This window comes from Novosphingobium sp. FKTRR1 (assembly GCF_020404405.1).
GTDB lineage: Bacteria > Pseudomonadota > Alphaproteobacteria > Sphingomonadales > Sphingomonadaceae > Novosphingobium.
In genome coordinates this window covers 23595-38905 of sequence record NZ_JAIZDA010000002.1, presented here as the reverse complement: position 1 = coordinate 38905, position 15311 = coordinate 23595, and the positions used below count along the sequence as shown (strand labels likewise).

At 65.3% G+C, this 15311-nt stretch carries 16 protein-coding genes; 10 read left to right on the top strand and 6 right to left on the bottom strand.

The window, feature by feature from the left end; genetic code table 11:
- Positions 1-49: 49 nt before the first annotated feature.
- From LDN95_RS01960 to LDN95_RS01920, 9 genes are all read left to right on the top strand, one after another.
- Complete coding sequence (locus tag LDN95_RS01960; RefSeq protein ID WP_226015951.1) at positions 50-1417, top strand: hypothetical protein; 1368 nt, start codon at positions 50-52, stop codon at positions 1415-1417.
- Positions 1418-1525: 108 nt separating this feature from the next.
- Positions 1526-2518 (top strand): alpha/beta hydrolase, encoded by a 993-nt coding sequence (locus LDN95_RS01955; protein WP_226015950.1) that lies wholly within the window; start codon positions 1526-1528, stop codon positions 2516-2518.
- Positions 2519-2532: 14 nt separating this feature from the next.
- Positions 2533-3924: a M48 family metalloprotease gene (locus LDN95_RS01950; protein ID WP_370631643.1), complete on the top strand. Its 1392-nt coding sequence runs from the start codon at positions 2533-2535 to the stop codon at positions 3922-3924.
- 11 nt (positions 3925-3935) lie between these two features.
- Positions 3936-4727 (top strand): DsbA family protein, encoded by a 792-nt coding sequence (locus LDN95_RS01945; protein ID WP_226015948.1) that lies wholly within the window; start codon positions 3936-3938, stop codon positions 4725-4727.
- 75 nt (positions 4728-4802) lie between these two features.
- Complete coding sequence (locus LDN95_RS01940; RefSeq protein WP_226015947.1) at positions 4803-5972, top strand: sensor histidine kinase; 1170 nt, start codon at positions 4803-4805, stop codon at positions 5970-5972.
- Between the two features lie 29 nt (positions 5973-6001).
- A complete protein-coding gene (locus LDN95_RS01935) occupies positions 6002-6799 on the top strand; it encodes a LytTR family DNA-binding domain-containing protein (protein ID WP_226015946.1) in 798 nt (265 codons plus the stop codon).
- A 57-nt stretch (positions 6800-6856) separates the two neighbouring features.
- Positions 6857-7720 carry a carboxylating nicotinate-nucleotide diphosphorylase gene (gene nadC / locus LDN95_RS01930; protein WP_226015945.1) on the top strand — a complete coding sequence of 288 codons (864 nt, stop codon included), beginning with the start codon at positions 6857-6859 and terminating at the stop codon, positions 7718-7720.
- A 66-nt stretch (positions 7721-7786) separates the two neighbouring features.
- Positions 7787-8215 (top strand): hypothetical protein, encoded by a 429-nt coding sequence (locus LDN95_RS01925; RefSeq protein WP_226015944.1) that lies wholly within the window; start codon positions 7787-7789, stop codon positions 8213-8215.
- The gene (locus LDN95_RS01920) at positions 8212-8928 is read left to right on the top strand and encodes a ribonuclease T (RefSeq protein ID WP_226015943.1); all 717 of its coding nucleotides are present in this window, start codon (positions 8212-8214) and stop codon (positions 8926-8928) included. The genes LDN95_RS01925 and LDN95_RS01920 overlap by 4 nt, the downstream gene beginning before the upstream one ends.
- Here the strand turns inward: LDN95_RS01920 and LDN95_RS01915 are convergent.
- Positions 8925-9380 (bottom strand): nucleoside deaminase, encoded by a 456-nt coding sequence (locus LDN95_RS01915; protein ID WP_226015942.1) that lies wholly within the window; start codon positions 9378-9380, stop codon positions 8925-8927. The genes LDN95_RS01920 and LDN95_RS01915 overlap by 4 nt on opposite strands.
- A gap of 126 nt (positions 9381-9506) precedes the next feature.
- On the opposite strand from LDN95_RS01915, the gene rpmB reads away from it, so the two are divergent.
- Complete coding sequence (gene rpmB, locus LDN95_RS01910; RefSeq protein ID WP_226015941.1) at positions 9507-9794, top strand: 50S ribosomal protein L28; 288 nt, start codon at positions 9507-9509, stop codon at positions 9792-9794.
- Between the two features lie 94 nt (positions 9795-9888).
- Here the strand turns inward: rpmB and LDN95_RS01905 are convergent, their stop codons facing one another.
- The 5 genes from LDN95_RS01905 to LDN95_RS01885 form a co-directional block, all read right to left on the bottom strand.
- A complete protein-coding gene (locus LDN95_RS01905) occupies positions 9889-10875 on the bottom strand; it encodes an esterase-like activity of phytase family protein (RefSeq protein WP_226015940.1) in 987 nt (328 codons plus the stop codon).
- A gap of 97 nt (positions 10876-10972) precedes the next feature.
- A complete protein-coding gene (gene msrB, locus LDN95_RS01900) occupies positions 10973-11485 on the bottom strand; it encodes a peptide-methionine (R)-S-oxide reductase MsrB (protein WP_370631634.1) in 513 nt (170 codons plus the stop codon).
- Positions 11486-11669: 184 nt separating this feature from the next.
- A complete protein-coding gene (locus LDN95_RS01895; protein WP_226015939.1) occupies positions 11670-13004 on the bottom strand; it encodes a cytochrome P450 in 1335 nt (444 codons plus the stop codon).
- Between the two features lie 86 nt (positions 13005-13090).
- Positions 13091-14308 carry an ABC transporter permease gene (locus LDN95_RS01890; RefSeq protein WP_226015938.1) on the bottom strand — a complete coding sequence of 406 codons (1218 nt, stop codon included), beginning with the start codon at positions 14306-14308 and terminating at the stop codon, positions 13091-13093.
- On the bottom strand, positions 14308-15294 hold the full coding sequence (locus tag LDN95_RS01885; protein WP_226016281.1) for an ABC transporter ATP-binding protein: 987 nt from the start codon (positions 15292-15294) through the stop codon (positions 14308-14310). Before LDN95_RS01885 ends, LDN95_RS01890 begins: the two co-directional genes overlap by 1 nt.
- Positions 15295-15311 lie beyond the last annotated feature (17 nt).

The following is a 15311-nucleotide window of genomic DNA, read 5'->3' as shown; positions in this document are numbered from 1 at the left end:
TGTTGCGCCACAAGGGTTGGCGACGAGCGTGGCAAGGAACGGCCTACCAATGGACAGTCTTCACGATAACCGCGCCGACTCGCGCGAAGCGACCGAGGATACCGACCTCGCTATCGAGATCAGCCCGCCGACGGCGCCTGTTGCCGATGAACGGCGCATGCAGGTGCGCGCCTACAATTACTGGGCCGCGTTGTTGGGCAAGGCTGCCTTCCCGTCGGCCGACGCGGTGCTCAAGCGCCCGCTGCCCGACTTTGCGGACCACTCGGTGCTGTTGCATTTCGACCGTGGCCTTGGTGATCCGGCGATCGTCTTTCTGGGCGAAACTTTGGCGCAGGAATGCGACACCCAAGGTCTGCCCGCGCGCCTGACCGATGTGCCGGGCCGGTCGCTGCTGTCGCGGATCACCGACCATTATCTGCAGATCATCGCCAATCAGGCGCCGATCGGGTTCGAAGCGGAGTTCGTCAACCAGCGTGGCCGCACGATCCTGTATCGCGGCATCCTGCTGCCGTTTTCGTCCGACGATACCACGATCGACTACATCTATGGCGTGATCAACTGGAAGGAGCTGGCCGACCAGGAAGCAACCGACGCGCTGCTGCTCGACCTTGGCAACGCGCTGGAAGAGCCGAGCATCGGTCGCCGTCCCGCCCCGCCGCTCGGTGGCTGGGCCGATGGGCCGGCGGTGCTCGACCTTGGCGAATTCGCGCTGGCGGACGTCGATGCAGGCCAGATTGTGCCGTTTCCCGGCCTTGGCACCCTGTCTGAGCCCGGCATCGGGCAGCCGGAGGTGGTTGAAAAGGCGCGTCCGTTGTCCGAATGGCTGGAAGCCGCGCGTGCGCTGGCGGCTGCCGCGCGATCGAGCGAGGACCGCACGCGCGGTGCCTTGTACGCGGCGATCAGCCGAGCCTGGGACTTCGCTTTGGCCGCCCGCAGCGCACCCGATGAATATGCCCGGATCGTTGCCGAGGCGGGACTGGTCATGCAGGAACGGGCGCCGCTGATCCCGCTGGTCAAGCTGGTGTTCGGTGCCGATTACGACAAGACAAGGCTGACCGAATACGCCAGCGCGCTGGGCCATGCCGACCGCATCGGGTTGAAGGCGGGCGAGCTTGCCGGGTACCTCGCTGCTGCGCCGGGCGGCTTGAAGGGCGTGGTCACGCTCGAACGTGGCCTGCGCCGCGCCGACATCGCGCCCGACGGAGCCGACAAGCCTGCTGCCTCGCGCGGGGTGGCATCGCTGGCCGAGCCGCTGCGCCGCCTGCCCATCCGCGCGCTGAGCGAGTTGGGCGGGGAGGGTGCCGAGTTCGCGCTTGTCCTCGTGCGCCGCCTGCCCGGCGGGGATGTCGCGCTGCTGGGCGATGTCAGCGACGATGAAGCCCTGCTGGAAAAGGCCGCGCGCCGCCTGCTCGACTGAGTTTTGCCAAAATCCCCCGAAATGGCGCGAAGTCGTGGTGTTATCCCCCTTCGCGCCGCGCCGAAGGACTGCTAGCCCGGCCGCTGATCTTTCCGATTGGCGGATGCATTGGCGATTTTCGATTTCGATATGGCCGACATGGCATGGGCGGAATGGGCATTTGCCGCGCCCTTGCTCGTTGGCGGAATGGGATATGCGGCCTTTGCGCGCGCGCTGTCGCGCAATCCGGTGGCCCTGCTCAATGCGGCGGACCGGATCATGCGCGGCGGAAATCGCACCGTCCGGCTGGTCGAATCCGCGCGCTTCGGTGCGAACCCTGCGCAAAAGCTGCAAGTACTGGTGCCCGCCAGGCGCCCCGCCGGAGCGCTGAACAATCCGCTGCCGGTCGTCGTGTTCATCCATGGCGGCGCGTGGATGAGCGGCGATCCGCACGATTACCGCTTCATCGCCCGCACGCTGGCTGACCATGGCTTTGCGGTGGTACTGGCGGGCTATCGCCTGCTGCCGCAAGGGCGGCATCCGGCAATGCTTGAGGATGGCGCGGGGGCGCTGCGCTGGGTGGTGGACAACGCCGCGCGGCACGGCCTCGACCCCGGACGCATTGCCGTGATGGGCCATTCGGCGGGCGGTTACAATGCGCTGATGCTGGCGCTCGATCCGCGCTGGCTGGGTGCGGTGGGGTTGGAGCCTGCCGCTCTGCGCGCCGTTATCGCGCTGTCGGCGCCGACCGATTTCCTGCCGCTCGACGATCCTGCATCGACCGCAACTTTCGGCCATATTGCTGACCTTGCCGCAACCCAACCGGTCAACCATGCGCATGCCGACGCCCCGCCGCTGCTGCTGGTGCATGGCGCCGACGATCGCCGGGTGCGACCGCGCAACACCCGCGCGCTCGCCGCCGCGCTCGACCGGGTGGGCGCGCCGCACCGCGCGGTCGTGCTTGAAGGCATGAACCACGAAGCCCCGCTCAAGGTTCTGGCACGCCCGTTTGCGCGCGATGGCCGGGTGCTGGCCGAAGTGCTCGACTTTCTCGGGCGGGTTCAGCCGTCCGTTGGCCCTGCGACAGTCGCTTCACCGACGGTTCATCCAAACCCATGCTAACCCTGCCCAACGTGATGAGATCGCTCAACCTTCGCCCGTCGCCCCGGACTCTGGCGCGCAGCCTTGCGACCGCCGGGCTGGCCGCGCTCGCGGTGATCGTGGCGCCTGCAGCCAGCGCGCAGGACATGTTGCGTGATGCCGAAACCGAGGCGCTGTTTCGCGATATCACCACCCCCATCGTCACCGCCGCCGGGCTCGATCCCAAAAACGTTGATGTCGTCCTGCTCAATGACGGGTCGATCAACGCTTTCGTCGCGGGCGGGCAGACGATCTACGTCCATTCGGGGCTGATTGGCGCGGCCGAGCATGTCAGCGAAGTGCAGGGCGTACTGGCGCACGAACTCGGCCACATCACCGGCGGCCACGTCATTCGCAACGGCGAGGGCGAGAAGCCGGCGATGGGCATCACCTTGCTCAGCCTTCTGCTGGGCGCGGCGGCGGCGGCAGGCGGATCGGCCGACGCCGGGATGGGCATCTTCATGGCCGGGCAACAGGCCGCGCTGGGCAAGTACCTTGCCTTCAGCCGCGCACAGGAATCGAGCGCGGACGCCGCCAGCGTGCAGTTCCTGTCCAAGGCCGGGCTTTCGGGCCGGGGCTCGGTGGAATTCTTCAAGAAGCTGCAGAACTACGAATATCGCGCCGGGTTCACCCGCAGCGCCGACAGTGAATTCTACAGCACACACCCGATGACCGCCGACCGGCTGACCACCTTGCAGGATTCCTTTGAACGCGATCCTGCGTGGAACAAGCCAGAAGATCCGGTGCTGCAACAGCGCTTCTTGCGGGTGAAGGCCAAGCTGCTGGGTTATCTGGCCGAGCCTCAGGCCACGCTCAACGCTTATCCCGCGTACATGACCGACACGCCCTCGCGCTATGCCCGCGCCTATGCCTTCCACAAGGAGGCGTTCATGGACAAGGCCTTGGCCGAAACCGACGCGATCCTCGCCAGCAATCCCGACGATCCCTATGCGCTGGAGTTGAAAGGGCAGGTCTTGCTCGAATCGGGCCGCCCGGTCGATGCCATCCCGCCTTTGCGCCGCGCGGTTGCGTTGACGCAGAATCAGCCGCTGATCGCCACAACCTTTGGCCATGCGCTGCTCGCGACCGAAGACAAGAGCAACTTCGCCGAAGCCGAGCGCGTGCTCAAGGCCGCCGTGGCCAAGGATCGCGACAACCCGTTCGCCTGGTATCAACTCGGCGTGGTCTACGAGGCCGAGGGCGACACTCCCCGCGCACGGCTGGCCAGCGCCGAACAGCAATTGATGGAATTGCGTCTGCCGGAAGCCTTGCGCAGCGCCGAATCGGCCGAGACTGCGCTGCCCAAGGGCACGCCCGACTGGCTGCGCGCACAGGATATCGCGATGACTGCCCGCGCGCTGATTGAGCGCCGGGGCAAGAAGCGGTAACGCGCGTTCCCATGACGGTCCCTTCGCGCCTGCGCCCCTTCGCCCTGATCCTTGGCATCGTGCTGCTGCTGGCGGCCGGCTATGGCTGGTATGTCAAAAGCCGCCAGACCAGCGCTGCAGGGGCCAACGACGCGGCGCTGGCCGCGCAGCTTTCGGGTGCCGGGATCGACACGCGTCAGCGCGCAGCGATCGAAGCGCTGGTGCGCAGCTACATTCTCGACCACCCCGAAGTCCTGCCCGAAGCGATGGAGCGACTGCAAGCGCGTGAGGCGCAGGCCCGCATCGCACCCTTGCGCGGGACGCTGGAAACCCCCTTTTCCGGGGCGGTTCTGGGTAATCCGCAGGGCAAAGTCACACTGGTCGAGTTTACCGACTTTGCCTGCACGTATTGCCGGGGCAGCGTGGCCGATCTGCGCGCGCTGGTGGCGGCCAATCCCGATCTGAAGGTGGTGATCCGCGAATTGCCGATCATCTCGCCGCAAAGCGAACCGGCCGCGCGCATGGCGCTGGCCGCCGCCGCACAGGGCAAGTACGCCGCCTATCACGATGCCATGTTCGCTGGCGAGCGTCCGTCACCCGAAACCATTTCCGCCGCCGCCGCCAAGGCCGGGCTGGACCTCAATGCTGCCAAGGCCTTCGCCGCGCAGCAGCAGGTCGGCAAGGAACTGGAACACAACCTTGGCCTTGCCCGCCAGTTGGGCGTCAACGGCACTCCGGCTTGGGTTATCGGCGGTGAACTGATCCCGGGCGCCGTCGGACGCGATCGCCTGCAGCAGGCGGTTGACGCCGCGCGCAAGGGATGACGCCTCCGATCTTGCACCATCTGTCGTTGCCAGCGGCCATGGCGCTGCGGCGGCAAAGGGGTTAGGATGGCGGTCATGGCCATGCTGCCGCTGCGCCCCACGCCGTTTTTCGGCAACAAGAACCGTGCCTTCTGGCGCCTGCAGTTCCTTGGCTGGGGCGGCGCCATGTTGTTGCGCGTGATGTCGGGGCTGGCCAACGGGCAACCGCTGTCGTTCCTTGTCATCGTCGTCATCGTGACGATCACCGGCTTTTCTATTTCGCTGATCCTGTCGGTGATTTTCCGCACGCTGATCCACAGGCGCCCGCTGCTCACCTGGGGCGTCACGTCGTTCGTGCTGGCGATCGCGGTGGGCTTGTACGCCTTTATCGATTCGTGGGTGATCAGCCTGTACCGGTCGGGCAGCGATGCCGGCTTTGCCCCGCTATTCCTTGGTGTGTTCTACCTTGACCTGACGCTGCTGGGAGCGTGGGCCGCGCTCTATTACGCGATCAACTTCTATATTCAGGTCGAAGAGCAGAACGACCAGCTGCTCCATCTGGAAAAGCAGGCGATCAGCGCGCAACTGGCAATGCTGCGCTATCAGCTCAACCCGCACTTCCTGTTCAATACGCTCAATTCGATCTCGACGCTGGTGCTGTTGAAGCAGACCGAACCGGCCAACGCGATGCTGTCGCGCCTGTCCTCGTTCTTGCGCTACACCCTGATCAACGAGCCGACCGCGCGGGTGACCGTCGCGCAAGAGGTCGAGACGCTCAAGCTCTACCTCGATATCGAACGGATGCGCTTTGAAGAGCGGCTGCGCACCGAATTCCGCATCGATGATGCCGTGCGCAACGCGCTGATGCCCTCTTTGCTGCTGCAACCGCTGGTGGAAAATGCGATCAAGTACGCGGTCAGCCCGCTTGAGGAAGGCGCGCAGATCACCATCGATGCGCAACTCGTCGGTCAGGCGCTTCGCGTCACCGTGTCGGACACCGGTCCGGGCTTGCCAGCGGGCACCGACGCCACGACATTGATCGATACCCCCCGCGAAGGCGCTTCGCCGCAGAGCACGGATTCCACCCGGGTTGGCCTTGCCAACATTCGCGACCGGCTGGTCCAGGCTTATGGCGAAGACCAGCGCTTTGACATTGCCAACCGCCCCGAAGGCGGCCTTGCCGTGGTGATCGAACTGCCGTTCGAAGCCCGCGAGGACGTCCCGGCCCAGGTATCCCGTCCGCGCAACCCGGCTCTGGCCGGATAGCCCGGGCGCGAGGCCAGAAAAGGACCAGCATGACCATTCGCACGATCCTCGTCGATGACGAGAAACTCGCGATCCAGGGCCTCCAGTTGCGGCTGCAGGCCTTCCCCGACGTCGAGGTGATCGATACCTGCTCGAACGGGCGCGAGGCGATCCGCAAGATCAAGACCGAGAAGCCCGATCTGGTGTTCTGCGATATCCAGATGCCCGGTTTTGACGGTTTCAGCGTCGTGCAGGGCGTGATCGAGATCGACCCGCCGCTGTTCGTGTTCGTGACGGCCCATTCCGAACACGCGCTCAAGGCGTTCGAGGCCAATGCGGTCGATTACCTGCTCAAGCCGGTCGATCAGGACCGGCTGGCCGACGCGCTTGACCGCGCCCGCACCCGGCTTGCCGAGAAGCGTGGGCTGGAAGAAGTCCAGAAGCTCAAGAACGTGCTGGCCGAAGTGGCGCCCGATGCCATGTCCGACATGCCCGATGATGCCGAGCCTGCGGTCGGCCGGTTCGAGAAGCTCATCAACATCAAGGATCGCGGCCAGATTTTCCGCGTCGATGTCGACACGATCGAGCGGATCGAGGCGGCGGGCGACTACATGTGCATCTATACCGGCGATAACTCGTTGATCTTGCGCGAAACGATGAAGGATCTCGAGCGCAGGCTCGACCCGCGCGTGTTCCAGCGGGTCCACCGGTCGAAGATCGTCAATCTGGATCAGGTGCGGCAGGTGCGACCGCATACCAACGGCGAATGCTTTCTGGTGCTGACCAGCGGTGCCGAGGTCAAGGTCAGCCGCTCGTACCGCGAAGTGGTCGCCCGCTTCGTCCATTGAGCCCGGATCGGCGCGGTCTGTCTCGACAGGCCATGGCGGCATGGTAAGGACAGCGGCATGAGCCTGTTTGTCCTTCCCGGCTTCGATTGCGAAGCCTTCGTCGCCGCAACGCTTGCCGAAGATCTGGGGCAGGGCCTGCCCGGGGGCGGGCATGACGTGACCAGCGAAAGCGTGATCCCCGCCAGCGCACGCTTTGCCGGGGTGATGGACAGCCGCGATGCCGTGACGGTGTGCGGGCTGCCCATCGCGGCGGCTTTCTTTCGCGCGCTTGATCCCGGCATGGCGATCGAGATTCTGGTGGAGGAGGGCGCGCGGGTGCAGCCCGGTACCGCGCTGATGCGGTTGACCGGCAATGCCCGCGCGATGCTGACCGCCGAACGCGGCGCGCTCAACACGGTGCAGCACCTGACCGGGGTGGCCACGCTGACCCGCAGCTATGTCGATGCGATGGGGCAGACGCGGGCAAAGTTGCTCGATACGCGCAAGACCATCCCCGGCTTCCGCCATCTGGAGAAGTACGCGGTGCGCTGCGGCGGTGGGCATAACCATCGCATGGGGCTGTGGGATGCCGCGATGATCAAGGACAACCACGTGGCCGTGGCGGGCGGCGTGGCCGAGGCCGTGCGGCGCGCGCTGGCGGCGGGCGTCAGCGACGTCATCTGCGAAGTCGACCACCTCGACCAGATCGAGCCCGCTCTCAGTGCCGGGGCGACCCGCCTGTTGCTCGACAACATGGGGCCAGACACGCTGCGCGCCGCTGTGTCGCTGGTGGCAGGCCGCGTGCCGTGCGAGGCTTCGGGCGGGGTGCGGCTGGACACAATCGCCGCGATTGCCGCGAGCGGCGTCGATTACGTCTCGGTCGGTCGCCTGACCCAGAGCGCACCCGCTGCCGACATCGGCCTCGACTTCACGCCGTTGTGACCGCAATCGAGATTGCTCGGGCGGATCGGCGTGTTAGGCTCCTTCCGGGCAAGCAGGGGCCGCATGATGAGACCGCAGTCGATCATCCGTTTTGAACAGTTCTATGTGGCCAGCATCGTTCTTGGACTGCTGAACACCGCAATCAACTTCAGCCGGTTCAGTGGCCAAATGTCCACAACGGGCGTGCCGATGACGTTTATGCTTGTGGCCATGGCGATCGGGTTGCTTATCAATGTGCTGTTCTTGTTCTTCATCGCGCGCCGTGCCAGCAATATCGCCCGGTGGATATTCGTGGCGATCAGCGCGTTGGGATTGGTCGGATTGTTAAGCTGGCCCAAGATCCTTGCAACCTACGGCCCGGCCTATTTCGCGGTTTCGGTTCTTGCCACGTTGCTCAATTACACGGCTGTGGCGTTTCTTTTCCGCCGCGATGCGGTCCGCTGGTTGAGGAGCAAGGGCCAGGACGGGCCGGTGAATACGACAATCTTCGAATGAGCGCCCCGCGCGGCGCTTTGCTGACGCTGTTGGCCCTTGCCGGCCCGGCTCCGGCCGTGGCGCAGGCGTGGCAGTGCCGAGTGCCCAGGGTGGTCGCCGTGCCGCCGCTGCCCGCCCCTGACGGTCCCCAGCGCCTTGCTACCGGGGCAAGCGCGATCAGTGGCTACACGCTGGCGCTGAGCTGGTCGCCCGAGTTCTGCCGCGATCACCGCAGCGATCCGGCCAGCGCCACGCAGTGCAGCGGGCGCAGCGGGCGTTTCGGCTTCATCCTGCACGGGCTGTGGCCCGAAGGAACCGGCGGGCAGTGGCCGCAGTGGTGCGCCGCCAGCCAGCCATCGGCAGAGGCGCTGCGCGGGGCCTTGTGCATCACCCCGTCGCCCACGCTGCTGGTGCACGAATGGGCCAAGCACGGCAGTTGCATGGCCAAACGGCCCGAGGACTACTTTGCCAAGGCTTCCAGCCTGACCGGCGCATTGCAATTTCCCGACATGGCGCGGCTTTCGCGCAAGGACGCTTTGACCGCGGGCGATCTGCGCGCAGCGATGGTCGCCGCCAATCCCGGATTGCGCCCCTCGGCCATCCGGGTGCAGGCCAGTGCGGGCGGGTGGCTGCAGGAAATGCATTTGTGCCTGTCCGCCAGCTTCCGTCCCGACCCGTGTAGCCGCCCCGGACTGCCTGATGGCGCGCCGCTGAAGGTCTGGCGCAGCTTCTAACGCCGCTCGCGAAAGAACGTGCGCAACAGGTTGGCCGATTCGGCCTCGCCCATGCCGGTATAGACCTCGGGGCGGTGCAGACAGGTGGGTTGGGCGAACACGCGCCCGCCATGCTCCACCGCGCCACCCTTGGGGTCTGCGGCGGCGTAATAGACCCGATCGATTCGCGCATGGACGATGGCGCCCGCGCACATCGCGCAAGGCTCGAGCGTCACCCACAGATCGCAACCATCGAGCCGGTCCCTGCCAAGCTGGGCCGCAGCGGCGCGAATCGCGAGAATTTCGGCGTGTGCGGTGGGATCGCAGGTACCTCGCGGGGCGTTGTGAGCGGCAGCGATCACCTGTCCACCCTTGACGACGACCGCGCCAACCGGCACTTCGCCGAGGTCGCGCGCGCGGGCGGCTTCGTCCAGCGCACGGCGCATCGGCTCGGGAAGGGGCCAGCGGGTCATGGTTTTCGGGCTAGCCCGCCGGTTCGTGTCACGCAATGGCGGCGAATCCTTGACTTCACCGTCTGGATCGCTAAGGCGCACGGCTTCCCGATAGGTATATCGAACTTACACAGCGAGTTTTCAGCCATGTCGCGTATCTGCGAACTGACCGGTAAGGGCCGCCAAGTCGGTCACAACGTAAGCCACGCCAACAACAAGACCAAGCGCGTGTTCCTGCCCAACCTGCAGAATGTCACGCTGCTGAGCGAGAAGCTGGACCGCAGCTTCAAGTTCCGCGTTTCGACGCATGGTCTGCGTTCGGTGGAACACAACGGCGGCCTCGACAACTGGCTGCTCAAGACCTCGGACACCGATCTGAGCCCGCGCGCCCTCAAGGTGAAGCGCGATCTCAAGAAGGTGCCTGTCGCCGCCTGATTCGGTTGGTCCGGGCTGGTCCCGGACTGCTTGGCGCGCCTGCAAGCATGGGCCTCGCTTCGGCGGGGCCTTTTGCTTGCGTCCAATCCGGCAATCAGAGCCTGTCCGGCGCGAACCGTAGCTTGAGCAGGAGCGTCCGCTGGAGCCACACCATGTCGTTGCTGTCCGAGATCAGCCAGACAGCGCTGGCGCCATCGGGTTCGCGCGTAACGGTCATGCCTTCGTAGTTGTCGCGCACCCGTGGGTCGGTGATGTGCGCCAGAACGCGCGGTGTCACAGTGGCGCCGGGGCGAATCGTCGCTGGATCGACCAGAGCGATCAGGCTGCGAAAGCCGCCGAGCGTGAACTTGCGCCCCAGCAGCAGCAAGCGCCCGTCGCCCAGCCGCGCCAGTTCGGTCGGGCGATAGCCCGGCGGCATGACCAGGCGGAAGCGGCGGGGCGATTCGCCGGTGCGGGGCAGTCCTTTGAAAATGAATCCGCCGTGGTCGGTCCGTGTGAACAGGCTGGTATAACCTTCCTGCAGCATCACGGTGCGGCCATCAGCCAGCAGTGCCGAAGCCTCTGGTCCCTGATTCGGACTCCATTCGCTCAAGGCCGGGATCACCCGCTTGCCCACGATCCGAAGCTTCGGCGTGAATTCGAATATTTCGGGCGTGCCCTCATCGATCATCAGCAGGTTGTCGCTGTGCGGCAGGATGATCAGTGATTCGCCATCGCCCCAATTGAGATCAGGGCTGGCGAGGGGCACGCGCACCACCTTGGAACGCGCGTGCCAAGGCCCGGGACGATCCGGGCGGGAAAGGAACAGAACCGCACTGCGATCGCTCAACGCCACCATCGAGCCGTCAGCGCGCAAGCCCAGCGCCGAAAAGTTGCCGAACTGTTGCTGGCGCGAATGCAACTCCCACGCGCCGATCAGCGTGAAGGGCCCAAGGCCGGCTATGGGCGGACCTTGTCGCAGTGCCGGGAACACGTCTGTCCGCCACATTGTTCCGGGCGCATAGAGGTCCGGCGTCGCCTCACGCGGGATGACCGTGGCCATCGCGATGGTGGCAAGCAGGAGGACGTGGGTCAGGCGCATCGGCGGCGCCCGCTTGCCACACCGGAGGCGTTGCGGGAACCGTTAATACGGCATGTGAGTAATCCAGAATCGACGGAGGCGCCGCGCTGGGAGCTGATCAGGCGGGAACGAAGCGGAGCGCATCGCCATCCATGCAATAGCGCTTGCCGGTGGGCGGGGGACCATCATCGAACACGTGGCCGAGATGCCCGCCACACTGCAGGCAATGAACCTCGGTGCGGACCGAGCCGAACGAGGTGTCGGTCGAAGTGCCGACGCCGCCTTTCAAGGGTTGCCAGAAGCTGGGCCAGCCGGTGCCACTGTCGAACTTGGTCGCCGAGGAGAACAGCGGATTACCATCGGCCGCGCAGGCGAAGGTGCCCTTGCGGTGTTCGTTGAGCAGGGCCGAACTGAATGGCCGCTCGGTGCCCTGTTCGCGCAGGATGTAATATTGCTTGGGGGTCAGCAGGCGGCGCCATTCGGCATCGGTGTGATGAACCGGAAAGTTGCCTGCAGCCACAGGCTTTGCCCCGCAGGCGGTGGCCATGGCGCTAACGCTGCCAGCAACGAACCATCCCAGCGCACGACGGCGACTCAGGACGGAAAGGGCGGCGGGAAAGTTGTCTGTCATCACGCTAGCCTGTTCGCAATCGCCGGGTGGCGCAAGGTGGTACGTGGTGATGTCCCGCTGGCAGGCGTTGGGGGGGGGCAGACAGGGCACCTGCCGGCGGGACGAGACCTGATTAGTCCCGCCCGCCTGAACCGGTGCTGACCGGGCCTGTCAGCAATTGTTAGGATTGGTCAGGCCCGGGCGATCAGAACTTTTCCAGTTCCACTTCCATCTTGCGGAAACCGTGCACGAAGTTGGCGCGCACCCGTTCGACTGGGCCCGCCACGCGTACGCGCATGCGGCGCTCGCGCATTTCTTCGAGCAGAACACGAAGTTGCAATTCGGCAAGCCGCGCCCCGACGCAGCGGTGAATGCCATGTCCGAACGACAGATGGCGCCGGGCATTCTCGCGCGTGACGATCAGTTTGTCGGCATCGGCGAACACCGTTTCATCGCGGTTGGCCGACAAGTACCACATGATGATCTTGTCGCCGGCCTTGATCTCGTGCCCCAGCAGATCGGTATCGGCGGTGGCGGTGCGGCGCATGTGCGACAGCGGAGTGACGAAGCGGATGCATTCCTGCACCGCGTTGGGAATCAGCGATGCATCGCCTTCAAGCAGGGCCCGCTGGTCGGGGAAACGGTCGAGCGCGTGGATGATGCCCGACATGGTGTTGCGCGTGGTATCGTTGCCACCAACGATCAGCAGCACCAGATTGCCCATGAATTCCTGAGGGCTCATGTGGTTCATCGCGGGCGAATGGATCATCATCGAGATGAGGTCGGGCGAGGGCGCCTTGCCCATCCGCTCGATCCACAGCTTTTGGAAGTAGTGGGCCATCTCGCCAAGGATGGCAAAGCGCTGTTCCGACAGATCGCGCGCCAGCGTCAATTCCACATCGCCAGCCCAGTCCGACCAGAACGTCAGCAGCCGCCGATCGGCCCACGGAAAGCCGAACAGGATCGCCAGCATGCCGGTGGTCAGTTCGATCGAGACGCGATCGACCCAGTCAAAGCGTTCTCCCCACGGCAGCGAATCGAGCACTTGCGCGGTACGGGTGCGGATTTCGGTCTCCATCCGCAGCATTTCGGTGGGGGTGAAGGCCGGGGCGACCGTGCGGCGCTGGCCGGTGTGCTCGGGCCGGTCCATCGCGATGAACATCGGCAACTGGCGTTCTTCGAGCAGGGCCGGGTCCATATCGGCCGGGGGATCACCGATGGTGATGCCGCCGTTGCGCCACGACGAGGAAAAGAGCTCGGGCAGCGATTCGACATGAACGATCGCCTTGTGGCTGACCACGTTCCAGTAATCGCCATAGGGGGTACCGGTGACTTTGTTGATCGGCGCCTGTGCGCGCATTTCGGCAAAGATCGGCTGCCAGGTATCGTTGGCGTAGATGTCGGACCGGCTGACGTCCCAGGGGTGCGTGTGCACCGGGCGCGCATCCGGGTTTTTGGCCAGCCATTCCTCGTAAGCAAGGTAGGCGACCGGCGACGTGGTGTAGGAAAACGCGGCTTCGGGGGCGAGTTGCGTGGCCATCAGAATCCTCCGGGGTGGGGGCCGTCGCTGCGGCCCTCTCCCGGGTACTATCCATGCAACCTACATGCGTGTCAATAATGGCAGTCTCACGCGGGCGCGGTTATCGCTTTCTTCGCTTTGCGCCCGCGCGCCGGGCCCGACTTCATCACCGTGCGGCGGAACAGGCGTGCACCGAAGCGGATCATCAGCACAACGCACAGGCCCTGCCAGATCAGCGCCACCAGATGCGGCCACAGCGCAGTGTCGCGCGCGGCATGGGCCAGCATGGTATAGGGCGAGCTTACCGGGAACACGGTGGACACCGTCTCGATCCAGCTACCCGGCCGTGCCAGTGCAAAACTGGCGAGGAAGAACACGACCAGTTGCATCATGGTCGCGGGCATCGACAAGGTCTGTACCTCGCGCACGGTATTGGCCATCCCGCCGATGGCCAGAAAGATCGACCCCAGCAGCAAATAGGCCATCGCGAAATAGAGGAAGCCCAAAGTCAGGAACAGCGGCCAGCCGACGGCGGGTGCGGCCAGCACCGGCATCGATTTTGCGCCTGCCAGCACCAGCACGCCATAGCCGGTGCCCCACACCGCAATGCCCGCCAGACTGACGCCAAGCATGGCGAACAGCTTGCCCAGAAACAGCGCGTCCATGGGGATGGAGGCCGCGAGTACCTCGATGATCTTGTTGGCCTTTTCCTCAACGAGGTTGGACAGCACCATGCCCGCCAGCAGCATGGTCAAAAGGAACAGCAGCACTTGTCCGGCCTGCGCGGTCAGCACGCGGCCATCGCGTTCGCGCGCGGCGCTGGTGGCCAGCAGATCGACCTTGACCGGCGGATAGGTCTCCGCCCCGCCAGCTTGCGCACGCGCGGCCAGCAGCGACAGCGGCCCGCGCAATTCGCCCACGCGCTCACGCGTTCCGGTCAAAATCGGAGCCGCAAGCGAGCCGCCAACCACCGCCGCGATCCGGCCATTGCGCAGAACCGCGCGGGCATCGAACCGCTCGTCTGCACGCAACCGGTCAAGCACGACGAATTCGGGCAGGCCACCCAGCTTGTCGGCCATGGCATCGCGCGCCATCACCAGCCGGTCGCCTTCATGCGCTGGCAGCGCCACGCCCACCACTGGCCGGTCGAGATCGCGCTGCACCGTCGCACCGATCGATCCTGCGACAAAGCCGATCACCAGCGGGAACAATGGCCCGAGCAGGAAAAAGATGAAGCTTTTGGAAAAGACCACCGCCACGAAATCGCGGCGGGCGATGACCCATGCGGCGCGCAGGCGTTCGGTCATGGCGTCGGGTAGCAGCATCAGCGCATCTCCTCTTGCCCGGCGTTTTCTTCCCCAGCGTTTTCCTCCAGCGCGCGCGCGGCGGCTTCTCCGGCGATGGCGACGAAGGCATCGTGCAGTCCGGGGCGCTCGATCGACAGCGACAGGATGCCTGCATCGCCCTCGATCAGCGCGCGTAACAGCGGCTCGACTCCGGTTTCGGGCAGGGTGAAGTGCCAGAACTTGCCTTCAAGCCGGGCGTCTGCGGGAAAGACCGCTCGCCATGGACCGTCCAGGTCGCGCGTTTCGAGCCGCACTTGCGGGCGCAGCCGGTCACGGGCGGCATCGACCGGCCCGGCAAACGGCACTTTGCCCCCGGCGATGATCGCGATCGAATCGCACATCCGTTCGGCATGGGCGATGACGTGGGTGGAAAAGATCACCGTCGTGCCGCGCGCCGCCAGATCGCGGATGACCCGCTCCAACTTGCCTTGGTTGAGCGCATCGAGGCCGGAGAAAGGTTCGTCGAACACGACCAGTTCGGGCTGGTGGACCAGCGTTCCAAGCAATTGCACTTGCTGCGCCATGCCCTTTGACAATTGGCGGATCTGGCGGTCGGCGGCGTACCCGAGGCCGTTTTCCTCCAGCAATTCGCGGCCGCGCTTGCGCCCTTCTTTCAGCGGCACCCCGCGCAGTGCGGCAAGAAAGGCAATCGCCTCATACGCTTTCATCGAAGGATAGAGCCCACGCTCTTCGGGCAGATAGCCGATACGGCGCGCGATCTCGGTGGGGCGTTCGTGGCCGAGCACGCGGCGATAGCCCTCATCGGGGTCGATGATGCCCAGCAACATGCGCAAGGTGGTGGTCTTGCCCGCGCCGTTGGGGCCAAGGATACCGAAGATCGACCCGCGCGGCACTGCCAGATCGACGCCATCGACCGCGGTGAAGCCGTCGAAGCGCTTGACCAACCCGCGTGCCTCTATCGCCAGTTCGGCGCTCGATTCGGTCGACCTGTTATCGCTGAACATCGCCACTACCGGGCGTT